This is a genomic window from Rhodococcus sp. NPDC004095 (assembly GCF_053604015.1).
In genome coordinates this window covers 416591-443566 of sequence record NZ_JBSGGS010000002.1, presented here as the reverse complement: position 1 = coordinate 443566, position 26976 = coordinate 416591, and the positions used below count along the sequence as shown (strand labels likewise).

General features: G+C 72.1%; 1 protein-coding gene. It reads right to left on the bottom strand.

Annotation, left to right across the window (positions count from 1 at the left end):
* Positions 1–2: 2 nt before the first annotated feature.
* On the bottom strand, positions 3–26897 hold the full coding sequence (locus ACWEPG_RS04995) for a non-ribosomal peptide synthase/polyketide synthase (protein WP_452593998.1): 26895 nt from the start codon (positions 26895–26897) through the stop codon (positions 3–5).
* Positions 26898–26976 lie beyond the last annotated feature (79 nt).

The following is a 26976-nucleotide window of genomic DNA, read 5'->3' as shown; positions in this document are numbered from 1 at the left end:
GACTAGTGGCTGGTCAGGTACTCGTCGAGCACCGGGCCGACGACGGCGAGGACCTCGGGTTCGATCATCTGGTTGTGTTCGCAGTCGATCTCGATCTCCCGGATGCCGCCGGTGACGGCGTCGCGCCACTCCTCGGGCGAGTGGTCGTCGTCCGCGGAGCGTGCCGCGCGGAAGAACAGCAGGTCGCCGTCGAAGACGTCGGGGCTGAAGGTGCGCATGATGTGGGTCGAGTCGGTGAACCCGGCACTGATCCGCTGCAGGTGCTCGGCGGTCAATCCGGTGCTCTGCCCGAACGATTCGTCGAGCAGTTCGACGGCGCGTTCGTAGGTGAGGGTGTCGCCGTCGCCGGCGGGCAGGTCGAGACCGAGCCCGTGCAGCAGCTCCCCGACCGTGAGGGTGTCGGGGGTGCCGTCGTCGAGGCCGACGTAGCTGTCCATGATCGCCAGCGTCGCGACCTCTTCCCCGCGCGAGCGCAGTTCGACGGCGACGGCGTGGGCGATGACGCCGCCGAGCGACCAGCCGAGCAGGTGGTACGGCCCGTGCGCCTGCACCGACTGCATCTCCTGCACGTACCGCTGCGCGAGTTCGGTGACGGAGGTGAAGTGCGGGCCCCCGCTGATGACGGGCAGCTGCAGGCCGTACGCGGGCCGGTCACCCGACAGGTGCCGCACCAGACCGGCGTAGCCCCACGACAGCCCGATCCCGGGGTGGATGCAGAACAGCGGCGACCTACTGCCCTGGGTGCGCAGCGGGATCAGCACGCTCAGCGCCTGGTCGACGGGGGCCGCGCCGCCGGGTTCGTCGATGGCCAGGGCGATTCCGCGGGGTGTCGGGTCGAGGAACACCGCCTGCAGCGGCAGCCTCCGGTCGAGGCGGGACGCGATCTCGCCGACCAGGCGGGTCGCGACGATCGAGTTGCCGCCGAGGTCGAAGAAGCTGTCGGCGACCCCGACCCGGTCGACGCCGAGGACCTTCTCGAACACGTCGGTGACGGTGCGTTCGGTCGGGGTGCGCGGCGGCTGGTACAGGTCGGCGCGGGAACCGAACTCGGGGGCGGGCAGTGCCCGGCGGTCGAGTTTGCCGACCGGGGTCATCGGCACGGAGTCGAGGACGGTGACCGCGGCGGGCACCATGTGCGCGGGCAGCCGGGCCGCCACGTACGCGCGCAGCTCGCCCGGGTCGGGCCGCATGCCGTCGGCGCCGACGACGTAGGCGGCGAGCAGTGTCGCCCCCGACGGTCCGGTGTAGCCGATGGTCGCGGCGAAGCCGATCGCCGGATGTCCGGCCAGCACGGCGTCGATCTCGCCGAGTTCGATGCGGAAGCCGCGGACCTTGACCTGGAAGTCGCTGCGGCCGACGTACTCCACGGTGGCAGGCCCGTCGGTCGTGGTCCGCCAACGGACGATGTCGCCGGTGCGGTACATCTCGGAGCCGGGCTCGCCGAACGGGTTCGCGACGAAGCGGCCTGCGGTCAGCCCGGGGCGGTGATGGTAGCCGCGGGCCAGGCCCGGTCCCGAGATGTACAGCTCGCCCGGGACGCCGACCGGGACCGGGTGGAGTCGGGTGTCGAGGATCATCTCCTCGAATCCGATCGCGGGCCTGCCGATGTTGACGGCCTCGTCGGCGCTCATCGGGTCGCTGACGCTGGCCTGGATGGTGGTTTCGGTGGGGCCGTAGCCGTTGAACATGCTGCGGCCGCGCGCCCACTTGGCGACCAGCTCGGGCGGGCATGCCTCACCGGCGACGGCGAGCACCTTCAGCTCGTCGAGACCGGTGTCATCCATCGACGACAGCGCGGTCGGGGTGATGAAGGCGTGGGTGACCCGTTCGCGTCGCAGCAGGTCGGCGAGTTCGGTGCCGCCGTAGATGGTGGGCGGCACGATCACGACGCGGGCGCCGGCACTGAACGCCATCATCAGCTCGAAGACCGAGGCGTCGAAGCTCGGGGACGCCAGGTGCGAGACCCGCGACTGCGGGCTGACCTTGAAGCGGTCGTACTCCTCGGCGGTGAGGTTCGCGATGCCGCGGTGGGTGATGATCACGCCCTTCGGCAGACCGGTGGACCCGGAGGTGTAGATCAGGTACGCCGGATGCGCCAGGTGCAGGGGCGAGATGCGGTCGGCGTCGGTGATCGGGGCGGCGGACGTGGCCGCCAGCTCCTCCTCCAGGTCGTCGAGGACCAGCCACGGCACCGTGTCCGGGAGAGCATCGCGGCGGTCGGTGACGGTCAGGCCGAGCACCGCCTCGGAGTCCCGGAGCATGTAGTCGATGCGGTCGCTCGGGTAGGTCGGGTCGACGGGGACGAACCCGGCGCCGGCCTTGGCGACCGCCCAGATCGCGGCGATCTCCTCGAGCGACCGGGACATCCCCAGCGCGACAAAGGTTTCCGGTCCGACACCCCGGGCGGTCAGCGCGCGGGCGAGGCGGTTGGACATGTCGTCGAGCTCCCGATAGGTCACCCGGCGATCCCGGAAGGCCAGGGCGACGGACTCGGGGTCGACGGCGGCGGCCGCGGTGAGCAGGTCCGGCCACAGCTGGGGCGCGGCTCCCTCGGGGCCCTGCGCCGGCGCGTACTCGGCGAGTTCGACGGCACCGAGGATGCCGATGTCGCCGACGGCACCGGACGGGTCGGCGGTCACCGCGCGCAGGATCCGCAGGAACCGGTCCGCGAGCGCCCGCACGGTGTCCGCGTCGAACAGGTCGGTGGCGAAATCGAAGGCCCCGCTCATCCCGGCCGGGTTCTGCTCGTCGTCGAAGCGTTCGGCGAGGACGAGTTCGAGGTCCTCCTTTGCGACGCGGGTCGACAGGTCCATCGCCTCGGCCGCCAGGCCGGGCAGCTCCAGGTGCGGGGTCTCGGTGTTCTGGAACTCGAGGGAGACCTGGAACAGCGGCGAGTACGAGGTGGACCGCGGCGGATTCAGCTTCTCGACCAGCAACTCGAACGGCAGATCCGCGTGCGCGAACGCGTCGAGGTCGAATTCCCGGACCTTGCCGAGGAACTCGGTGAACGACTCCGCGGCGTCGATCCGGGTGCGAAGCACCAGGGTGCCGACGAACATGCCGATCATCTCGTCGAGCGCGGCATCCCCGCGACCGGCGATCGGGGTGCCGATCGCGATGTCGTCGGTGTCGCCGAGGCGGGACAGCATCAGCGCGTAGGCGGCGTGGACCGCCATGAAGACGGAGGCGCCCTCCCCGCGGGCCAGGTCGGCGACGGCGCGGTGCAGGTCGGCGGGGACGGTGAACTCGACGCGGTCGCCCCGCATCGTCTGCTGCAGGGGTCGGGGCCGGTCGGTGGGCAGGGCGAGGACGTCGGGCAGGCCGGCAAGCGCGTCCCGCCAGAACTGCCACTGTCTGCTGATCAGCGACTGCTCGTCGTCGTCGGAGCCGAGGACGCGGTGCTGCCACAGCGTGAAGTCGGCGTACTGCGCGGGCAGCGGCGTCCACTGCGGGGCCTGCCCCGCGCTGCGGGCCAGGTAGGCGGCCATCACGTCGCGGGCCAGCGTGGCGAGGGAGGCGCCGTCCGCGCTGATGTGGTGGACGACCACGACGAGGGCGTGGTCGTCCGGCGCGAGTGCGTACAGGGCGGCGCGGATCGGGACGCCGGCGCTCACGTCGAAACCGCGGGACGCGAAGTCGGTTATCCGGGAGGGCAATTCGCCAGCCGTGGTCTCGGTCTCCACGAACTCGGTCAACGCGTCCGCGGTGCGGACGATCCGCTGCGTGGGCTCCCCGTCGACGACCGGGAACATCGTGCGCAGCGATTCGTGGCGGTCCAGGACGTCGGCGACCGCGCCGCGCAGCGCGGCGACGTCGAGGTCTCCGGTCAACCGGACCGCGAGGGGAATGTTGTAGGCCGGCGAGGTGGTGTCGAACTGGTTGAGGAACCACATCCGCTGCTGCGCGAGGGAGATCGGGATCCGCTCCGGCCGCGGTCCGGCGGTCAGCGCGGGGCGGCCCCGGTCGTGCTCCGAGTCGTCGATCCTCGCCGCCAGGGCCCGCACGGTCGGCGCCTCGAACAGCGCCCGCACCCCGACGGAGGTGCCGAGCGCGGCGGCGAGCCGGGCGGTGACCCGCGTTGCGACCAGCGAGTTTCCGCCCACCTCGAAGAAGTCGTCGTCGATGCCGATCCGGTCGAGGCCGAGCACCTCCGCGAACACGTCCGCTACGGTCCGTTCCAGTGCGGTCGTCGGGGCGGTGAACCGGCCGCCGCGGCCGGCGAACCGCGGGCTCGGCAGCGCCGCGCGGTCGAGCTTGCCGACCGGGGTCAGGGGGATCTCGTCGAGGATGGTGACGGCCGCGGGCACCATGTGCGTCGGCAGCCGGTGGGCCAGGCCCGCGGTGAGTTCGGCGGGATCGAGGCGGTGCCCGGTCGCGGGCAGGACGTAGCTGGCGAGCGCGGTGTCCCCGGACGGTCCGTCGACGGCGACGGTCACGGCGAACCCGACGCCGGGCTGGGCCATGATCGCGGCGTCGATCTCGCCGAGTTCGATGCGGAAGCCGCGGATCTTGACCTGGAAGTCGCTGCGTCCCAGATACTCGACCGTGTATTCGCCGGTTCCGACGGTGCGGGTCCAGCGGACGATGTCGCCGGTCCGGTACATCCGCTCGCCCGGCGCGTACGGGTTGGCGACGAAGCGGCCGGCGGTGAAACCGGGGCGGTTGTGGTAGCCGCGCGCCAACCCGACACCGCAGATGTACAGCTCGCCGGGCGCGCCGACGGGCACCGGCTGCAGGTGGGATCCGAGCACCAGTTCCTGGACGCCGCGGATCGGGCCGCCGAGGCTGATCGGCCGGTCCGGCGTCATCGGTGCGCTGATGTTCGTCATCACCGTCGTCTCGGTCGGTCCGTACGCGTTGTGCAGCAGCCGGCCGGGCGCCCACCGGGTGACGAGGTCCGGCGGGCACGCCTCGCCGCCGAACACCACGTCCTGGAACTCGTCCAGTCCGCCGGGATCGACGGTGGCCAGCGCCGCCGTGGTGACGAAGGCGTGGGTGATGCGTTCGGCCTTGATCAGCTGCGCGAGTTCGGTTCCGCCGTAGACGGTCGGCGGTGCCAGCACCATCGTCGCGCCCGCTCCGAACGCCTGCAGGTACTCGAACACTGCGCCGTCGAAGCTGGGTGTGGAGAAGTGCAGCGTCCGGGAACCGGGTGCGGCGGCGAACCGGTCGAGCTGGTCACGCGCGAAGTTGTCCAGGCCGGTGTGGGTGACGACGACACCCTTGGGGGTGCCGGTCGACCCGGACGTGTACACCAGGTAGGCGGCGTTGGTCAGTTCGATCGGGGCGAGCCGGTCGGCGTCGGTGATGGGCTCGGCGGATTCGGCGGCGCACCGGTCGGCGAAGGCGGGGGCGTCGAGGTACAGCCAGGGCACCGAGTCGGGCAGCGTCCCGCGGTGGGCGTTCAGCGCCAGGCCGACAGTGGCACCGGAGTCCGTGAGCATCTGGGTGATGCGCTCCGGCGGATAGTTCGGGTCCACCGGGACGAACGCGGCACCGGTCTTGGCGACCGCCCACATGCACAGCACCGACGACAGCGACCGGGCGACACCCACCGCGACGAACGTCTCCGGTCCGGCGCCGAGCCCGATCAGGACCCGGGCCAACCGGTTCGAGCGTTCGTCGAGCTCGCGGTAGCGGACCTCGTGGCCCTCCGCGCTCAGCGCGACCGCGTCGGGATCGAGTGCCGCTGCGTCGGTGAGGATCTGGGGCAGCGTCCGCAGGGACCGTCCGGCGGGCCCGGCCACCGGCAGCAGTTCGGCCAGTTCGGTGGCGTCGAGGGCGTGGGCCTGTGCGACGCGGGTCTCGGGGCTCGTGGACAGCAGGCGCAGCACGCGGTGCACGCGGTCGGCGATGACGGCGATCTCGCCGCGGCCGAAGGCGTCCGAGTACTCGTACTTCAGGTGCAGTGACTCCTCGCCCGTCCGGGAGGTCGCCTCCGACGCGACAAGCGCCAGCGGATAGTGCGCGGAGTCGCGGCCGCCGACCGCTGCCACCCGCATCCCCGCGATGTCGGTGTCCTCGCTCAACCCGGCCCGGTCGACGGGATAGGACTCGAACACCGTGAGGGTGTCGAACACCGATCCCGGTCCGGCGGCCTGCTGGATGGCCGGCAGGCCGAGAAGGTGGTGGTCGAGCAGGCTCGCCTGTTCGACCTGGAGCCGATCGAGGAGCTCGCCGAGGGATTCGTGCGGGTCGAGGGTGACCCGGACCGGGATGGTGGTGATGAACAGGCCCACCATCTCCTCGATGCCGGGGATCTGCGGCGGACGCCCGGAGACGGTGGCACCGAACACCACGTCGTCGCGGCCGGTCAGCGCGCCGAGGACGACACCCCACGCGGCCTGCACGACGGTGTTGACGGTGACGCCGCGGCCGCGGGCCAGCGCGCGCAGGCGGGCGGTGTCCTCGGAGGTCAGCGACACCGCGTACTCGCGGGACCCGGCGGGCGCCGGCTGCCCGGGTGAGATCGGGGCCAGGAGCGTCGGCTCCCCCACGTCGCCGAGGCGGTCGCGCCACACGTCCATCGAGGCGGCGCCGTCACGTCCGGCCAGCCAGTGCAGGTAGTCGCGGTACGGCCGGACCCGAGGCAGGTTCGACGCATCGGCGTCGGTGGCGTACAGGGTGAGCAGGTCCCGCAGGATCAGCGGCGTGGACCAGCCGTCGAGCAGGATGTGGTGGTTGGTGAGCACCAGGCGGTACTCCCCCGGTGCGATCGTCACCAGCAGCAACCGAAGCAGCGGCGGGGCGGTCATGTCGAAGCCGGCGGTCCGGTCCGCGTCGAGGATTCGGGTGAACTCGGACTCGGCGACGCCGCGGTCCCATCCGGTCAGGTCCGTCTCGGTCCACGGCAGCACCGCGTGGGCGGGCACCACCTGCACGGCGGTGCCGTCCGGATCATGCACGAACGCGGCCCGCAGGTTCGGATGCCGGTCCAGCAGTGCCTGGCCGGCGCGGCGCAGCCGGTCGGCGTCGACGACGCCACGCAGGTCGAGCGTCAACTGCACCACGTACGGATCGACGGCGTGCTCGGTGACGCGGGCCTGGAACAGCAGCCCCGACTGCAGCGGACCGAGCGACCAGATCTCGGACAGGTCCGGGTAGCGGGCCTCGAGGCGGTCGATGGCCCGCTGGTCGAGGTCGACGAGGTCCACGTCGGACGGGGTGAGACCCCCGGCAGCCGGGTCGGCGGCGTGCCGGGCGACGGCGGTCAACGCCTCCACCCACAGTTCCGCGAGCAGCGTGACCTCCTCCGCCGACAGCACCCCGGTCGGGAACTCCCAGGTCGCCTGCAGCCGCGACCCGTCGGCACCGGCGAGGGTGACGGCGTTGACGTCGAGGACGGCCGCGACCGGCAGGTCGGGGCTCGGCCGGTCGTCGAGGTCGACGTCGGCGACGGGCACCCAGCCGGCGTCGGTGTCGGTGACCGTGCCTCCGAGGCGGCCGAGGTAGTTGAAGGAGACCTGCGGGGTGCGGGTGTCGGCGAGTGCGGTCGTCCCGTCCGGCGGGTACCGCAGCAGCCCGAACCCGATGCCGTGGTCCGGGACCGCCAGCAACTGCTCCTTGACGGCCTTGATCGCGGCTCCGGTGGCCGGACCGGAGTCGAACGCCTCGTCGAGGTCCACCCCCTCCAGGTCGAGCCGCACCGGGTAGATGGTGGTGAACCAGCCGACCGTGCGGGCCAGATCGGCCCGGGCGGCACCGCCCGCTCCGGGCTGGTCGGCACCGCCGACGCCGGTTTCCTCGCGGCCGTGCCCCTCCACGTTGATCAGCGCGTCGGTGTGGAACTCGCCGCGATCGGCCCGCCACCGGGTCAACGCGAGCGCCAGCGCGGTCAGCAGTCCGTCGTTGACGCTGCCGTGGAAGGACTCCGGCACCGCGGTGAGGAGCGCCTCGGTGACATCGGCAGGCACATCCACCCGCACCCGCTCCACGGTCGCGTTCACATCGACCGTGGGGTCGAGGGCCCGGGTGCCGAGCACCGGATCAGGTCCGGCGAGCACCGAGGTCCAGTATCCGAGCTCGGAGGTGCGGTCGGTGTCGGCGAGCGCGCGCGACCACCTGCGCATCGACGTTCCGACGGGTGCGAGCGCGGGTTCGGTGTCCTGCACGATCCGGGACCACGCGATCGCCAGGTCCGGCACCAGCACCCGCCACGACACCCCGTCGACCGCCAGGTGATGCACCACCAGCAGCAACCGACCGGACCCGGTGTGGTCCGACCCGCCGACCGGGTCGAACCACACCGCCTGCAGCATGATCCCGGCTTCCGGGTCGAGCCTGCCTGCTGCGTCGGCGAGCTCCGCAGCGGCGATCCGCTCGAAAGCGGCACCGCTCACGGAGTCGACGGGCACCCGGGTCAGAGCGGGCCCCACGGACCCGGGTGCGGCGACCGTCATCGTCGCGGTCGCGCGGTCGAGCCGGGCCCGGAGCATGTCGTGCCGATCCAGCACGGCGCGGAGGGTGCGTTCGAGATGCTCACGGGTGGCGCCCGCCGGCAGGGTCAGCAGCGCCGACTGCGTGTACCGGCCCAGATCGCCCGCACCGGCCCGGTCGAGCAGCCACCGCACGATCGGGGTGGCCGGGAAGGAACCGACCCCGCCGCCGGGCAGTTCTTCGAGGACCGGCACGTCCTCGACGGTGGACTCCTCCGCTATCTCCGCGAGCGCGGCGACGGTCTTGTGCTCGAACACCTGCCGCGGGGTCAGCGTCAGGCCCGCGTCCTTCGCCCGGGCGACCAGTTGGATCGACATGATGCTGTCGCCGCCGAGCGCGAAGAACGAGTCGTCGACGCCCACGGTGCGGGACGAGTCGGCACCGCCGACGGTGTCGAGTCCGAGCACCTCGGCGAACAGCCCGGCGAGTTGTGCCTCGGCCTCGCTCGCCGGGTCCCTGCCCGCACCGGCGAGGGCCCCGAAGTCCGGCTCCGGCAACGCCTTCCGGTCCAGCTTCCCGTTCGCGGTCAACGGCAGCCGGTCCAGGTCGACGAACGCGGTCGGCACCATGTGCGAGGCGAGTTCGGCGGCGAGGTGCTCGCGCAGCCGTCCCCGGTCCACCTCGACGCCGGGCTCGCGGACCAGGTAGCCGACCAGGCGCGTCCGGCCGGCGCCGTCGTCGTGGACGGTGGCGACGGCGGCCGCGACGCCGGGGAAGCCGAGCATCTCGGACTCGATCTCGCCGAGTTCGATGCGGAAGCCGCGGATCTTGACCTGCATGTCCGAGCGACCGAGGTATTCGAGGTGCCCGGTGTGGTCCCAGCGGGCCAGGTCGCCGGTGCGGTACATCCGTGCGCCCGGCGCGCCGGACGGGTCGGCGACGAACCGGGCCGTGGTCAGGTCCGGGCGGCCGAGGTAGCCGCGGGTGACCTGGTCGCCCGCGACGTACATCTCCCCGACCACGCCCGGTGGGACCGGACGCAGGCGGCGGTCCAGAATCGACACCCGCAGACCCGGGATCGCGCGGCCCACCACGCTCGCCGACGACGTCGCAGCCAGTTCCGGAGTCAGCGGCAGCCGGGTGACGTGCACGGTGGTCTCGGTGATCCCGTACATGTTCACCAGTTCGGGTCCTGCAGTGAGATTCCCCGTCGCTTCGCTCGCCCCGCCGTGGCGGGTGTACCAGCGCCCGAGCTGCGCGAAGTCGAGGGCCTCCCCGCCGAAGATCACGTACCGCAGTGCCGCAAGCAGGTCCGCTCCGCTGGCCTCGCGGTCCGCCTCGGCCAGTTGGTAGAACGCGGTCGGGGTCTGGTTCAGGACCGTGACCTGTTCCCGTTCGAGCAGGCGCAGGAACTGCTGCGGGGATCGGGCCGTGTCGTGGTCGACGACGACGAGCCGGCCACCGTGCAGCAGCGGCCCCCACAGTTCCCAGACCGAGAAGTCGAAGGCATAGGAGTGGAACATGGTCCACACGTCCGCCGGTCCGAAGTCGAAGCTGTCGCGGGTGTTCTCGATCAGGGTCAGCACGGAACGGTGCGGGACGAGCACGCCCTTGGGGCGCCCGGTCGAGCCGGAGGTGTAGATGACGTACGCGATCGCGGCCGGGTCGAGTGGCGCGGCGCGGTCGGCGTCGGTGACGGGTGCGGGCGACATCGCGGCCAGCCGGGCCGCGACGTCCGGGGCGTCGAGCAGCACCGTCGGGACATCGCTGTCGGGCAGTCGCGCGACGTCCGCGGACACCGACAGCGTGCACACGGGGTCGGCGTCGGCGAGCATGAACGCCAGCCGGTCGGGTGGGTAGCTGACGTCGAGCGGCAGGTATCCGGCGCCGGACTTGATCACCGCGAGCAGCGCTACGACCAGGTCGGTGGTACGCGGAAGCGCGACCGCGACAAGCCGTTCCGGTCCCGCGCCGCGCTCGGTCAGCAGGCGGGCGAGCCGGTTGGCGCGGGCGTCGAGTTCCGCGTACGTGAGGGTGGTGTCCGCGAAGGTGACCGCGGTCGAATCGGGGTACGTGGCGACCGCGGACGCGAACGCGTCCGCCAGCGTGGTCTGCGGGGCGCGCCGGCCGGGGAGATTCCACTCGGTGTCGATCGCCGCGTGTTCGGCCGCGGTGCACAGGTCGAGGTCGCCGATCGGCCGATCCGGGTGACTGTTGACCGCCGTCAACAAGCGCTCGAAACGGGCGGCGAGGGTCGCGGCGGTGCGGCTGTCGAAGACGTCGGTGGCGTAGGTCAGGGCACCGGTCATCCCCGCCGGGGTGCCGTCGTCGGCGAACGTCTCGGCGAGGGTCAACTGCAGGTCGAACTTCGCCACCGGCAGATCCGGTTCGAGCGCGGTGACCGTCAGGCCGGGCAGCGTGAGGGTCGGCAGTTCGTTGTTCTGGAACTCGATCAGGACCTGGAACAGCGGGGTGTGACTGGTCGACCGGTCCGGGGCGAGGGCGTCGACGAGCACCTCGAAGGGCAGGTCGGTGTGTTCGAACGCGGCCACGTCGCGGGCCCGCACGTCGCCGATCAGATCCCGGAACGACCGTTCCGGCGGGACCGGGCTGCGCAACACCAGTGTCCCGACGAACATGCCGACCATCTCGTCCAGCGCGGCGTCGCCGCGCCCGGCGACCGGGGTGCCGATCGCGAGGTCCTCGGATCCGGTGGTCTTCGCCAGCAGCACCGCGAGCGCCGCGTGCATCGTCATGAACATCGTCGCGCCGCGGGTGCGGGCGAGGGCGGCGAGCGCCCGGTGCGTGTCGGCGTCCACGGTCAGCGGGATCCGCCCGCCGCGCAGGGTGCGCTCGGCGGGACGCGGCCGATCCGTGGGCAGCGCCAGGACCTCCGGGAGGCCGGCGAGCTCGTTCGACCAGAAGTCGAGTTGGGTGGCGTGTCGGGAGGCCGGATCGGCGGGGTCGCCGAGCAGGCCCCGCTGCCACAGTGCGAAGTCCGCGAACTGGACGGCCAGCGGCTCCCGGTCCGGCGCGACCCCCGCCGCGCGCGCGGCGTAGGCGGCCATCACGTCCCGGGCCAGCGGCGCCATCGAGAAGCCGTCCGCGCAGATGTGGTGCACGACGATCGCCAGGACGTGCTCGGTCGGCGACAGCCGGAGCAACGACACCCGGATCGGGACCCCGGCGGTGACGTCGAATCCCGCGCCGACGAATTCCGCGAGGCGGGTGGGCAACTCGGCCTCGGAGACGGTCTCGACCGACAGGTTGGTCGACTCGTCCGCGGTCAGGACCACCTGCTCCGGTTCCCGGTCCGCACCGAGCGGGAACACGGTGCGCAGCGACTCGTGCCTGGTCTGCACGTCACGGAGCGCGGCGGCCAGCGCATCGACGTCGAGGTCGCCGCTCAGGCGCACCGCGAGGGGGATGTTGTAGGCCGGCGACGCGGTGTCGAACTGGTTGAGGAACCACATCCGCTGTTGGGCCGGCGAGAGCGGCAGCCTCGCCGGGCGCGGGCCGGCGACCAGGGGCGGCCGGTCCGGTCCGGTGCCGGTGTCGGCGACCAGCTGTGCGACCTCCCGCACCGTCCGTGCCTCGAACAGGGCGCGCACCCCGACGGTCGCGCCGAGGGTGGCACCGAGCCGGGCGGCGACCCTGGTCGCGATCAGCGAGTTGCCGCCGAGGTCGAAGAAGTCGTCCTCGGCGCCGACCCGCTCCAGGCCGAGGACGTCGGCGTAGACGTCCGCGACGGTCTGTTCGATCGGATTCGACGGCGGAACATACTGTGCCGAAACGAACTCGGGCTCCGGGAGGGCCGAGCGGTCCAGTTTGCCGACCGGGGTCAGCGGGATCTCGTCGAGGAAGGTCACGGATTCGGGGACCATGTGTGCGGGCAGGCGGCCCCGGACGAACTCACGGATCTCGGTCGCCGCCGGTCGCGGCCCGGGGGTCGTCACGTAGGTGGCGAGATGGGTGTCCTCGCCCGTCCTGCGGGCGACGGTCACCGCGAAGTCGACATCCGGGTGGGCGGCGACGGCGGAGTCGATCTCGCCGAGCTCGATGCGGAAGCCGCGGATCTTGACCTGGAAGTCGGCGCGGCCCAGGTAGTCGAGCTCGAGCGTGGTCGCGCCGGTCGTCGTGCTCGTGTGCTCCGTCCACCGCACCAGATCCCCGGTCCGGTACATCCGCTCCCCGGGCTCGCCGTACGGGTTGGCGACGAACCGGCCTGCGGTGAAGCCGGGACGATCGTGGTAGCCGCGGGCCAGGCCGGGACCGCACAGGTACAGCTCACCGGGTACCCCGAGCGGGACCGGCTGCAGCCGGGTGCCGAGCACCACCTCGGAGACCCCGAGCACGGGCCCCCCGATCCCGACCGGCTCCCCCGCAACCAGCGGCTCGCTCATGTCGGCCATGATCGTCGCCTCGGTCGGCCCGTAACCGTCGAAGAACCGGCGGCCGTCCAACGCGGCCCACTTGGCGGCCAGTTCCGGTGGGCAGGCCTCGCCGCCGACCATCACGGTCGTGAACTCGTCCAGGCCGGTCGGGTCGACGGTCTCCAGGCCGGCGACGTTCACGTACGAGTGGGTGACGTGCTGGCGGGCGATCACGTCGGCGAGTTCGATTCCGCCGTACACGGTCGGCGGGACGATCACCATCGTGGCGCCGGGACCGAAGGCGAGCAGGTAGTCGTAGACCGCGCCGTCGAAACTCGGGGACGCGAAGTGCATGGTGCGGCTGCCGGGAGTCGCGCGCATCCGCTGCTGCAGTTCGTGGGTGAAGTTGTCGAGGCCGCGGTGCGGGACCACCACCCCCTTGGGGGTGCCCGTCGATCCGGACGTGTAGATCACGTAGGAGGCGTGGTCGAGGCGCAGGGGCGCCCGGCGGTCGGCGTCGCTGACCGGTGCCGCGGAGACGGAGGCGAGCAGATCGGCGGCGTCCGGTCCGTCGAGGACCAGCCAGATCACCTGGTCGGGCAGCCGGTCCACGGTCGCCGCGTCCGTGATGCCGAGTACCGCACCGGAATCGGCGAGCATGTGCGCGACCCGCTCGGGTGGGTAGTTCGGATCGGCCGGCATGAACGCGGCCCCGGACTTGGCGATCGCCCACATCGCGGTCACCGACTCCACCGAGCGGGCCAGGCACAGCGCGACGGAGGTGTCGGGTCCGGCGCCGCGGGCGATCAGCAGCCGCGCCAACCGGTTCGACGTCTCGTCGAGCTCCCGGTAGGTGACCGAGCGGTCGCCGGTCGCGGGATCGGCCGGCGGCGCGATGAGCGCGACCGCGTCCGGGTCCTGCGCGGCCGCGTCCGAGAGGATCTGCGGGAGTGTTCGCCGGTGATCGGCCGGGAGGCCCCGGGCGGGGACCAGGTCGGTGTGCTCCCGGTCGGTGAGCAGACGCAGCCGGGACAGCGGCAGATCCGGGGTCTCGGCGAGGGCGGTCAGCGCGAGGGCCATGCGGTGCCCGAACTGTTCGACCTGCTCCCGGTCGAACAGTTCCGGGAAGTACTCCAGCTTCAGGGTGAGGGTGTCGTCGTCGGTGACGACCAACGCCAGCGGGTAGTGCGCGGTGTTCGCGTTGTCGTGGACGCCGGTGACGTGCATCCCCGCGATGTCGGTGTCCGCGGTCAGCGCGTCCCGGTCGATCGGATAGGACTCGAACACGGTCAGGGTGTCGAACACGGCGCCGGCGCCGGCGCCGGCCTGGATGTCGGAGAGGCCGACGTGTTGGTGGTCGAGCAGCGTCGCCTGCTCAGACTGCAACCGGACGAGGAGGTCGAGAAGCGTCTCGTGCGGGTCCAGGGTCACCCGCACCGGCAGCGTGTTGATGAACAGCCCGACCATCGTCTCGATGCCCGGCACCTGCGGGGGACGTCCGGCCACGGTGCCGCCGAACGTCACGTCGTCGCGACCGGTCAACTCCCCCAACAGGATTCCCCATGCCGCGCGGATCATGGTGGAAATGGTGGTGCCGCGGCCACGGGCCAGTGTCCGCAACGCGTCCGCGGTGTCGGTGTCGAGGGCGACCCGCACCTCGTGCGAGGTCGGCCCGGTCGGTCGACCGTGACCGAGCAGGGTGGCGTCCGTCGCCCCGGCCAGCGCCCGCTGCCATTCGTGCAATGACTCCTCGGCCGGGCGCCGCGCCATCCAGCCGAGGTAGTCGCGGTACGGCCGCACCGGCGGCAGGATGTCGTCCTCGCCGTCGGTCGCGTACAGGGTCAGCAGATCCCGCAGGACCAGGGGCATCGACCAGCCGTCGAGCAGGATGTGGTGATTCGTCAGCACGATGCGCTGTTCGTCCGGCCCGGTGCGGATCGCCGTCATCCGCAGCAACGGCGCGGTGTCCATCTCGAATCCGCGGGCCCGATCCTCCGCCATCAGCCGGTCCAGAGCCCGGCCGCGGTCCGCGGCGGGCAGTCCGGTGAGGTCGACTTCGGTCCAGGGCAGCTCGACGTGGCGGTGCACGATCTGCAGCGCGCGGCCGGTGTCGTCGGCGGCGAACGCGGTGCGCAGATTCGGGTGGCGGTCGAGCAGCGCCTGGCCCGCACGCCGCATCCGCACCGGGTCGGCGCCGAGCACCTCGAGCGTCAACTGCACCGTGTACGAGTCGACGGGCTTGTCCCCCTCCACGTCAGGGGTGCCGGCCGCCACTGCGTGGTACAGCAGGCCGGACTGCAACGGCGACAGGGACCAGATGTCCTGCAGATCGGGGTATCGCGACTCGAGTCCGTCGATCGCCGTCTGGCTCAGGTCCACCAGATCGAGGTCGGACGGGGTCAGCCCGCCCGCGCCGGGCGCGTCCACGTGGGCGGCGAGCGCGGTCAGCGCAGAGGTCCACAGGCCGGCGATCTCCCGGACGTCCGCGGCGTCCAGGACACCCGACGCGTACGCCCACGTGGCCCGCAGCACCGGCCGGCCGTCGACCTGTGTGGTCACCGCGTTGATGTCGAGCGCCGACGCGACCGGCAGGTCGTGGTCCTGGGCTCGCTCCATGTCCACGTCCGCGGTGGGGGCCCAGCCCGTCTCCGCGCCCTCGTCGGTGAGGTCGGTCGCGAATCGGCCCAGGTAGTTGAACGCGACCTGCGGTGCGGGCTGCCCGGCCAGTTCCGCGCCGCCCTCCGGGTCGAGGTACCGCAGCAACCCGTAGCCGATGCCGTTGTCGGGGACCGCGAGCAGCTGCTCCTTGACGGCCTTGATCGCGGCACCGGTCGCGGCGCCGCCGGTGAACGCGGCGTCGAGGTCGATGTCGGGCAGGCGCAGTCGCAGCGGGTGGATCGTGGTGAACCAGCCGACCGTCCGCGACAGATCCGCGCGACTCTCGTGGGCGTCCTGTACTCCTCGGGCATCCGGTGCCGTGACGATCTGGTCCTCGCGACCGTGCCCCTCGAGCGCGACCAGGGTGCCGCCGTCGACGGTGCGGCCATGGCCGCGGTGCCACCGGGTCAGGGCCATGGCGAGTGCGGTGAGCAGTCCGTCGGTGACGCCGCCCCGGTACGTCTCGGGGACGGCGGTCAGGATCGCGGCGCTGACGTCGGCGGGCAGTTCGACGGTCAGTCGCGCCACGGTGGACTCGACGTCGACGTCGGGGTCCAGCGGCCGCGACCCGAGCAGCGGGTCCGGGCCGGTGGACATCCCGCGCCACATCGCGAGCTCGTCGCGGCGTTCGGCGGCGGCGTCGACGAGGGCATGGGCCCACCGGCGCATCGAGGTGCCGACCGGGGGCAGCGTCGCCGTCTGCCCCGCCGCGACGTGCGCCCAGGCGATCGCCAGGTCCGGGACCAGCACCCGCCAGGAGACACCGTCGACCGCCAGGTGGTGGACCACGACCAGCAACCTGCCGTCCCCGGTCGTGGAGTCGAGCCACACCACCTGCAGCATGACGCCGCCGAGCGGGTCGAGGCGGTCCTGCGCCGCGTCGAGTGCGTCGAGCGCCTCGGACGCGTACTCCGGCGTGCCCGGCGCCGCCTGGACCGCGACCCGCCGGACACACCCGGCGGCGTCGACGGCGCCGACGGGCCGAACCTCCATCACCGCACCACCAGTGGCGGCGGTGGTGCCGCCCGATGCTGCGGCGCCGTCGATCCGCAGCCGCGCCCGAAGCATGTCGTGCCGGTCGAGGACCGCCTGGACGGTCGCCACCAGCGGCGCGAGCGAGGTCAGATCGTGCGGCGCGCGGAGCAGCGTGGCCTGCGACATCCGGTCGAAGCGCCGTCCCCCACCGACCTCCCCGACGCTGGCGCGCTCGAGCAGCCAGCGCACGATCGGGGTCGCCGGCATGTCGCCGACCCCTCCGCCGGGCAGTTCCTCGAGGACCTGCGGACCGGTGTCCCCGGCCTGGGCGACCGCCGCGAGCGCGGCCACGGTCCGGTGCTCGAACACCTGCCGCGGGGACAGGTGGACGCCGGACTCCTTGGCCCGCGCCACCAGCTGGATCGACATGATGCTGTCGCCGCCGAGCGCGAAGAACGAGTCGTCGACCCCGACCTCCCCGACACCAAGCACCTCGGCGTACAGCTCGGCGAGGACCGTCTCGGTGTGCCCGGTGGGGGCGCGCCGGGTACCGGCGCGCGGGGTGAAGTCCGGTTCGGGCAGTCCCTTGCGGTCGAGCTTGCCGACCGGGGTGACGGGCAGGTCGTCGAGCACCACCAGCGCGGCGGGCACCATGTGGGGCGCGAGCAGCGTATTGGCGAACGCGAGGACCTCGGCGCTGTCGACGGTGGCACCGATGTGGGGCACCACGTAACCGACCAGCCGGGGTCGGCCGGCGCTGTCCTGGTGCGTGGTGACGACGGCCCGGGCCACCGCGTCGTGGCGCATCAGCGCGGACTCGATCTCGCCGAGCTCGATCCGGAAGCCGCGGATCTTGACCTGGAAGTCGCTGCGCCCCAAGTACTCCAGCTCCACCCCCGCGACGTCCCCCGGCGCTCCGCTCGTCAGGGTGCCATCCCCCGTCGCTGCGCTCGTCAGGGTCCAGCGCACGAGGTCGCCGGTGCGGTACATGCGGCCGCCGGTGAACGGGTCGGCGACGAACCGTTCCGCGGTGGTGCCGGGACGGTTCCGGTAACCACGCGTCACGGACGGCCCGGTGACGTACAGCTCGCCGGTGACCCCGACCGGGACCGGGTGGAGGCGGTCGTCGAGGACGACGGCCGCGCTGCCCAGCGGGGGTCGCCCGATCGTGACCGGCCGCTCCGCGTCCATCGGCCCGGACACCGCGGCGACGACGGTCGTCTCGGTGGGACCGTAGGCGTTGTACATCGACCGGCCCGGTCGCGCCCACTGGCGGACCAGCTCCGGTGGGCAGGTGTCGCCGCCGGTGACCACGCACCGCAGATCCGGCAGCGCGTCCGCGTCGACGGAGGCGAGCGCTGCCGGGGTGACGAACCCGTGCGTGACCCGCTGCCGCCGCAGCAGCTCGGTCAGTTCGTCGCCACCGAGCATCCCGGCCGGCGCGATCACCATGGTCGCGCCGGCGCCGACGGCGAAGAACAGTTCCAGGATCGACGCGTCGAAACTCGGCGAGGAGAAGTGCAGGGTCCGCGACGCGGCCGTGACCCCGTAGCGCGCCCGCACGTCCTCGGCGAAGCCGGCCAGTCCGCGGTGCGTGACGATGACACCCTTGGGGACACCGGTGGATCCCGACGTGTAGATCAGGTAGGCACAGTGGTCGAGGAGCAGCGGCCCGGTGCGATCGGCGTCGGTCACCGCGTCCCCCGGCAGTGCGGCGATCGACGCCTCCGTTTCAGGGGCGTCGAGGACGACGGGGGTGACGCCGTCGGGCACGATGTGCCGGTGTTCGGCGAGGGTGACGGTCCACGCGGCGCCGGAGTCCTCGAGCATGTGCAGGATCCGGTCCTGCGGGTAGTGCGGATCGACGGGCACGAACGCGGCACCGGTCTTCGCGACCGCCCACACGGTGAGGACGGAGCGCAGTGAGCGCGGCACCGCCACCGCGACCACCGTCTCGGGCCCGGCGCCGAGGCCGATCAGCCTGCGGGCCAAGCGGTTCGACGACTCGTCCAGGTCGCGATAGGTCAGTGCGTCGGGACCGTCGACGACGGCGATGCCGTCCGGGTTGCCCGCCGCGGCCGCGATGAGCAGCTCGGGCAGGGTGCGCAGCGGGACGGTACCGGGTCCCCACACCGGGGCGAGGGCGTGGGCGGTGTCGGAATCGAGGACGGCGACATCGCCGACGGGCGTGTCGGGATCGGCGGTCACCGCGTCGAGGATGCGCACCAGTCGCCGCCCGAACTCGTCGATGGTCGCGGGGTCGAAAAGGTCGGCGGCGTAGGTGAACCCGGCGTCGATGCCGGCCGGGGAGCCGTCGCCGTGGAACCGTTCCGTGCAGGTCAGCTGCAGGTCGAAGTTCGCGGTCGCGACGCCGAGGTCCAGTGCCGAGACGGTCAGGCCGGGCAGCTCGAGACGCGGCCGTTCGTTGTTGCGGAACTCGAACATCACCTGGAACAGCGGCGAGTGGGCGGTGCTGCGTTCCGGGGCGAGGGCCTCGACCAGCCGCTCGAACGGCAGATCCGACTGGTGGAACGCCTCCAGGTCGCGGTCGCGGACGGCGGCGAGAAGGTCGGTGAACGAGCGCTCCGCGGGTACCTCGGTGCGCAGTACCAGGGTGTTGACGAACATTCCGACCATGTCGTCGAGTTCGGGTTCGCCGCGCCCCGCGATCGGGGTGCCGACCGCGATGTCGTCGGTCCCGGACGACCGGGCCAGCAACACCGCCAGGACGGCGTGCATCGCCATGAACACGGTGGTGCCGCGGTCCCGGGCGATCGCGATCAACCGCCGATGCAGGTCCGCGTCGATGTCGAAGGTCGACGCGGCACCGCGCAGGGACTGGGTCGCAGGCCGGGGCCGGTCGGTCGGTAGCGGCAACAGGTCCGGCAACTCGTCGAGCGTGGTGGTCCAGTGGTCGAGTTGCCGCGCCATCAGCGACTCCGGGTCGGCGGGATCGCCGAGGACCCGCTGCTGCCACGACGCGAAATCGGCGTACTGCACCGGCAGCGGGGCCCACTGTGGGACCTGCCCGGTGGTGCGGGCGCCGTACGCGCCCATCACGTCCCGGGCCAGCGGCGCCATCGAGAAGCCATCGGCGCAGATGTGGTGCACCACGATCACGAGCACGTGCCGGTCGCCGGCGACGCGCAGCAACCGGGCCCGCAGCGGCGCGGCGGTGGTGACGTCGAACCCGGTGTCGGTCAGAGCGGTGATCCGCTCCGGCAGTTCGGATTCGCTGATCGGGACCGGAGTCAGGTCCGGGGCCACCGCGGCGGTGGGCAGGATGTCCTGGGTCGGCTCGGCGCCGACCAGCGGGAACCTGGTGCGCAGGGACTCGTGCCGATCGAGCACGTCCGCCACCGCCGTCTGCAGGGCGGGGACGTCGAGAGTGCCGTCCAGCCGGATCGCCATGGCGATGTTGTAGGCCGGGGACGTGGTGTCGAACTGGTTGACGAACCACATCCGCTTCTGCGCCAGCGCGACGGGAATCGGGTCGGGGCGCGCCTCCGGTCGCAGCGGCGGCCGGTCCGCGGCGGCCGCGGTCGCCGACTCGACGCGCAGTGCCAGGGTGGCCACCGTCGGCGCGTCGAACACCTCGCGGACGCCGACATGGGCGCCGAGCGCCCCGTTGGCGCGGGCCACCAGCCGAGCAGCGATGAGCGAGTTGCCGCCGAGGTCGAAGAAGTTGTCGTGCACGCCGACGCGGGGTATCTCGAGCAGGTCGGAGACGATCGAGCAGAGAATCTCCTCCACCGGGTTGCGGGGTGCGACGAACTCCGCCGACGCGACCAGGAACTCGGGCTCGGGCAGCGCCCGGCGATCGAGCTTGCCGGACGGGCCGAGCGGGAACTCGTCGAGGACCAGGATCTGCGCCGGCACCATGTACGCGGCCAGTTCGGTGGCCGCGTGCGTCCGGACCGCGGCCGGGTCCACCGCGGCGCCCGGTGCACCGATCACGTACCCGACCAGCGAATCCCCGGTGATGTCGTCGTGATGGGTGACGACCACGGCCTGCGCGACGCCCGGAGCCGCCAGCAGCGCGGCCTCGACCTCGCCGAGCTCGATCCGCTGCCCACGCAACTTGACCTGGAAGTCGCTGCGGCCCACGTACTCCAGTGCCCCGATGCTCGGCCGGCCCGGCGCCCGACTCGGGTGTTCGAGCCAGCGCACCACGTCACCGGTGCGGTACATCCGGCTGCCGGGTTCGCCGCTGAACGGGTCCGCGACGAACCGGTCCGCGGTCAGGTCGGGGCGCCCGACGTAGCCGCGCGCGATCTGCGCGCCCGCGAGGTACAACTCGCCCCGCACGCCCACCGGAACCGGGTGCAGGCGCGAATCCAGCACGTACAGGCGGGTGTTCCACACCGGGGCACCGATCGGCACCGTGTGGACGTCGGCGTCGGAGGTCTCCCAGGCGGTCACGTCCACCGCGGCCTCCGTCGGGCCGTAGAGGTTGTGCAGCGCGGCGGTGCAGAAGCGGCGGAACGTCTCCGCGGTGGACGGGGGCAGCGCCTCGCCGCTGCAGAACACCCGGCGCAACCCCGTGCAGTCGTCGGGGCGGGCGGCGGACAGGAAGGTCGCGAGCATCGACGGCACGAAGTGGACGGTGGTCACGTGCTCGGCGGCGATGACGCGGGACAGGTAGTCCGGGTCGCGGTGGCCGTCCGGGGCGGCGAGGACCAGCCGCGCCCCGGTCTGCAACGGCCAGAACAGTTCCCACACCGACACGTCGAACGTGACCGGGGTCTTCTGCAGCACCACGTCGGTGCCGTCGAGCGGATAGGTGTCCTGCATCCACCGCAGTCGGTTGACGATGGCGCGGTGGGTGACCGCCACACCCTTCGGGGTGCCGGTCGACCCGGAGGTGTAGATGACGTACGCGGTCGAATCGGGATGCGGCAGCGGCAGCGGGGCGCCGCCGGAGCCGGACAGCTCGACCACGTCGAGGTCCAGTAGGTCGATGTCCTCGGGCAGCAGTGCCCGGTGCACGCCGGTGCTGAGCACGCACACCGGGGCCGCGCTGTCGAGGACGTGCCGGACCCGGGCCGGTGGATGATCCGGGTCCAGCGGCACGTAGGCGGCACCGGCCCGGATCACTGCGTAGATGGCGACCAGCAGTTCCGGGGACCGGCGCAGCGCCACCGCCACCCGAGACTCCGGGCCGACTCCGCGGGCGATCAGGATCCGTGCGAGTGCGTCGACCCGTTCCGCGAACTCGCCGTACGTCCAGGTCCGGTCGCCGGATACGAGCGCGACCGCGTCGGGGGTGCGGGCCACCTGCTCACGGAACAGCCCGGTGAGCGTGGCCTCGCCGTCGAGCGCGACGACGGTCTCGTTCCAGTCCTGCACGACGCGCCGGCGCTCGTCCTCCCCGACGATGGACAGATCACCGACCAGGGCCGCCGGATCGGCCGTGATCTCCTCGAGCACGCGGACGAAACGATCGATCATCGCCGACATCGTGGTGTGGTCGAAAAGGTCTCGGGCGTAGGCGAACTGGGTGTCCAACGGGCCGGGGTCGCCGGCCTTGTCGGTGTGTTCGGTGGCGATCACCTGCAGGTCGAACTTCGCGGTTCCGGTGTCGACGTCCCGGACGTCCGCGGTGACGCCGGGCAGTTCGAGATGGGCGTCGACCGCACCCTGGAGCACCAGCATCACCTGGAACAGCGGGGAGTGCGCGGTCGTCCGGGTCGGGTGCATGGCGTCGACGAGCACCTCGAACGGCAGGTCGGTACGGCTCATCGCCGCGAGGTCGTCGCCCCGGACCCGGTCGAGCAGGGTGGCGAACGGTTCGCCGGGATCGATCCGGGTCCGCAGCACCAGGGTGCCGACGAACATGCCGACGAGGTCGTCGAGGCCGGCCTCGCCGCGACCCGACACCGGGGATCCGATCGAGATGTCCGATTCGCCGCTCGACCGGGCCAGCAGCACCGCCAGTGCCGCGTGCAGCACCATGAACAGGCTGGTGCCGTGAGCGTGGGCGAGATCGAGCAGTCGCCGGTGCAGATCGGGCTCGAGGGTCACGTCGACGGTGCCGCCGCGCATCGACGCCCGCGCCGGCCGCGGCCGGTCGGCGGGCAGTGCCAGCACCTCGGGCGCGCCGTCGAGGGCCGTCGTCCAGTACTGCAGCTGCCGGGACATCAGGCTGTCCGGGTCGTCCGCGGACCCGAGGAGGTCGCGTTGCCACAGCGCGTAGTCCGAGTACTGCACGGTCAGCGGCGCCCAGGCGGGTGGTGCACCCGCGACCCGGGCGGCGTACGCGGTCAGCAGGTCACGGGCCAGCGGGCCCATCGACAGCCCGTCCGCGGCGATGTGGTGCACCACCAGCACCAGGACGTGGGTGGTGGGCTCGATGCGCAGCAGGGTGGCGCGCAGCGCGGTGCTCGCGGTGACGTCGAAGCCCTCCGTCGCCAGTGCCCGCACCCGCGGCCGCAACTGGTCGACGGGGACATCCACCGGGGTCAGGTCGAGTGCCGACTCGGCGGCAAGGAGCACCCGCTGCACGGGTCCGGTGGGAGTGTTCGGGAACACGGTGCGCAGCGTCTCGTGCCGCGCGATCACGTCGCTGAGCGCGGCGGCCAGTGCGTCCACGTCGAGATCCCCGGACAGCCGCACCGCGATCGGGATGTTGTAGACCGCCGAGGTGGTGTCGAGCTGGTTGACCACCCACATGCGCTGCTGGGCCATCGACACCGGAACCGGACCACCGAAGGAACGAACCGTCAGCGGCGGGCGGGACGGGACCGGGACGGCCGCGCCGGCGCCGGCCGTGAGTGCAGAGGCGGCCTCGTCGGCACGGTCGGCGAGCATCGCGACGGTCGGCGCCTCGAACAGGTCGAGCACGCCGAGGGACGTGCCGAGGGCGGCGTTGGTCCGTGCGATCACCCGCGTCGCGATCAGGGAGTCGCCGCCGAGATCGAAGAAGCTGTCGTCGGCACCGACGCGGGGGTTTGTCAGGACGTCGGCGAACACCGCCGCGATCCGGGCCTCCGTGTCGGTGCCCGGTTCCCGGTACTCGGTTGCGGACGCGTCGAACCGCGGCTGCGGCAGCGCCTTCCGGTCCACCTTGCCCGCCGGGGTCAGCGGCACCCGGTCGAGGACTACGATCGTCGCCGGCACCATGTGCGCCGGCAACGACTCGGCGGCCCTGGCCAGCAGTTCCGGTTCCCGGACGGTGGCCCCGTCGACGGGCAGGACGTAGCCGACCAGGGCGACATCCCCGGACGACCGGACGTACCCGGTGGTGACCGCGAACGCGACCGACGGGTCGGCGCGCAGCACCGAGTCGATCTCGCCGAGCTCGATCCGGAAGCCGCGGATCTTGATCTGGAAGTCGCTGCGGCCCAGGTACTCCAGCTCCCCCGCGTCGGTCCACCGGACCAGGTCGCCGGTCCGGTACATCCGGCCCCCCGTGAACGGGTCGGCGACGAACCGTTCGGCGGTCACCCCGGGCCGGTTCCGGTAGCCCCGTGCCAGGCTGGGGCCGGTGACGTACAGCTCGCCGATCGCGCCCACCGGGACCGGGCGCAGGCGGTCGTCCAGGACCATCGAGCCGCTGCCCCTGGACGGACCGCCGATGGTCACCGGGAGCCGCGGATCCAGGGGTGCACTGATCCCGGCGACGACGGTGGACTCGGTGGGGCCGTACGCGTTGAACATTCGGCGCCCGGTGTCGTCCTCCGGGGCGGTGCCGACCCACTGCCGGACGAGTTCCGGCGGGCACACGTCGCCGCCGGTGATCACGCAGGTGAGGTCGTCGAGCCCCGCCGGGTCGACGGACGCCAGCGCGGCCGGGGTGACGAACGCGTGCGTGACCCGCTGCCGCCGCAACAGGTCGGCCAGTTCGGTGCCACCGAAGATCCCGGGCGGCGCGATCACCATCGTCGCCCCGACGTCGACGGCAAGCAGCAGTTCCAGGATCGACGCGTCGAAGCTGGGCGACGAGAAGTGCAGGGTGCGGGCACGGGGCGTGACCCCGAAGCGTTCCCGCATCTCCGCGGCGAAGTTCGCCAGACCGCGGTGGCCGACCACAACGCCCTTCGGCACCCCGGTCGAACCGGACGTGTAGATCAGGTAGGCGGCGTCGTCGAGGTGCGGCTCGTGGACCGGGACGTACCCGCTGCCCGACACCAGGTCGAATTCGTCGACGGCGAGCCACTCGACGAGGTCCGGGATCTGGTGCCGATGGGCCCGCGTGGTCAGGCCGAAGGCCGCGCCGGAGTCGGTCAGCATGTGTTCGATGCGGTCCGCCGGATAGTTCGGATCGACAGGGACGAACGCGGCGCCCGTCTTCGCGACCGCCCACACCGCCGTCACCGATTCGATCGATCGCGCAATCGACAGGGCCACAACGGAGTCCGGACCGACACCGCGCGCGGCGAGCAGCGAGGCGAGGAGGCCGGACCGCGAGTCGAGCTCCCGGTACGTCAGGGTGCGGTCGCCGTCGACGACGGCATCCGTGTCCGGTCCCGCGGTGACCGCGTCCGCCAGGATGCGGTCCAGCGTGCGGGGCGGCACCGGCGGCGGCCCCCACACCGGGGTCAGGGCCTGCGTCTCCGTCGGCGACATCACCGGCACGTCCCCGCAAGCCAGGTCCGGGCGGTCGAGGATTGCGGTCAGCACCTGTTCGAGGCGGGCGACCAGGACGGCGACGGCCTCCGGACCGAACACGTCGTTGGCGTGGTCCACGACCAGCGCGGGCGACCGGCCGGATCCGGCGTCGGGGAACTGCAGTACGAGGTCGGCGCCGCCCGGATGGGAGTCGGGATCGATGCCCGGCGCGGAGATCGCGACGGGGAGGAAGGGAATCGTCAGGGATTCGGCGAGGCGGGCCAGCGGCGTTCGGGAATGGGCGGCGGCGCGGCGCTCGCGGTCGAACACGGCGCGGGCGAGGTCGGAGAACGGTGTGGCGGGGTCGAGCGCGGTGCGGATCGGGAAGAGGGCGTCCGGGGGCTTGTCCGCGGCATGCGCGACGGCCGTGGCGATCGCGAAGTCGTCGGCACCGGTGAGGCGGCCGATCAGCACCGCGACGGCGGCGTGCAGCAGCGCCGCATCGTCCACCCCGAGGCCGGTGGCGACCGGGTGGACCCTGGCCCACAGGTCGGGATCCAGCTCGAATTCGGTTGTGGTGTAACCGGGTTGGCGGCGTTCGTGACGAGCGCCGGGCAGGCTGGGTTCGGCGGGGAGGCCGGCCAGTTCGGCGCGCCAGAAGTCGAGCGCGGCGGACGCGCGCAGGTTCTCCTCGCCGAGAGCGGCGGACTCGCCGTGCACTTCGGTGACGGGGGTGTCCTGCCCGGCGGCGAGGAACTCCTCCGCCAGGGCGAGGAACCGGTCGTGGTGATCGCGGAGCTCGTCGGCCCCGTATCGGTTCGGGTTGCCGCGGAAGTCGACGAGAGTACGGGCGGGAGACCCGCTCTGGTAGATGTTCACCAGCAGGTCCTGCACGGGCCCGGAGGTGACGATGTGGTACTCCCCCACCACCGAACCCAGCGTGATCTCCTGCCGGAACAGCATCACGTTGACCATCGGCCCCGACAACCCCTGACGGGCGCCGGTCAGTCCGGCGTCACGGCGGATGTCCTCGATGCTGCACCGCTGGTGACGCAGTGCGCCCATCAGTTCCAGCTGCACCCGCTGGACGAGCGAGCCGACGGTGTCGTCCGCGGCAACGGTGATGTTCAGCGGCGCAACGTTGACGAGCATGCCACCCGACCGCTGCAGCGGCGCGGTGGTGCGCGCGGACACCGGCAGGTTGACGAGCACGTCGTGCCGACCGGTCATCCTGGACAGGTAGCAGGCGAACGCCGCGATGAGCACCGCCGCGGACGTCCCGCCGAACAGGTCGTCGGACGATCCGAGCCGCGCGAGGGCGGCGGGCGTCAGGGCGGCACTCTCGAGCCGGCTGCGGGCGGAAACCGGGCCCTCACGCTGGGCGAGGGTGGACCCCGATTCGATACCCCTGATGTGTTCGGCCCAGTACTCACGGTCGGCCGTGAAGCGGCTCGACTCACGGTACTTGAGGTCCAGGTCGTACACCTTGCGTAGGTCCAACGCCCGACTCGGGTCGGGTTCGACGCCCTTCGCGGCCGCGGTGTACAGCGCGGCGATCCGGTTGACCATCGTCATGCCGCTGTAGCCGTCCAGTGCGACATGATGAATTCTGGTGTACCACAGGTAATCTCGATCGCCCACCTGGAGAATCGTCATCTCCACCAGGCGATCTCGGGTGAGTCGGATCGGCGTCACGTAGTCGGTGTCGATCCAGGCGTGCGCCGCCGCCATCGGATCCCGTTCGCCACGGAAGTCGAAGAAGCCGACACTCGAGTCGATCGACGGGTCCACGATCTGGCGGGGTTCGCCGTCGATCTCGACGAGGGTCAGGAACGGCGACTGGAACTCGTGCGCGGCCGTGACGGCGGCCTCCCGCAGCAGCGGGATGTCGATTTCGCCGTGCAGCTCGACGTACTGCGCGATGAACGTCGGCACGGTCGGGTTGAGCTGCTGCGAGAACCACATCGTCCGCTGTACGGCAGACAGCGGAAATGAACCGGACGACCCGGTCTGGTCGAGTGGTTCGGTTCCTTCGGTGTGGGGA